At 48.8% G+C, this 203-nt stretch carries 1 protein-coding gene; it reads left to right on the forward strand.

The genetic code is table 11. From position 1 onward, the window contains the following. The coding region (locus tag NE665_RS24720) for a hypothetical protein (protein ID WP_256302810.1) at positions 1-203 on the forward strand (203 nt) is incomplete at both ends.

Consider the following 203-nt stretch of genomic DNA (forward strand, 5'->3'; position numbering starts at 1 on the left):
AAGAAGGAGACTGGGATACGCTGAAGAAGAAAGACGACGGCAGCTATGAATTTACGAACCTGAATCGAACGACGACATACTATCTGTGGACGAGGATCGCAGAGACGGACACCTATGATCCAAGTGCGGCAGTGAAGTCAGATGGATTATCTCCGGCTCCGTTCATCGATTTCGGACCTTTGACGATCACAAACAGTAAGGAC

The sequence above is a fragment of the Clostridium sp. DFI.1.208 genome (genome assembly GCF_024463855.1).
In the GTDB taxonomy this organism is placed as follows: Bacteria; Bacillota_I; Bacilli_A; order Erysipelotrichales; family Erysipelotrichaceae; genus Clostridium_AQ.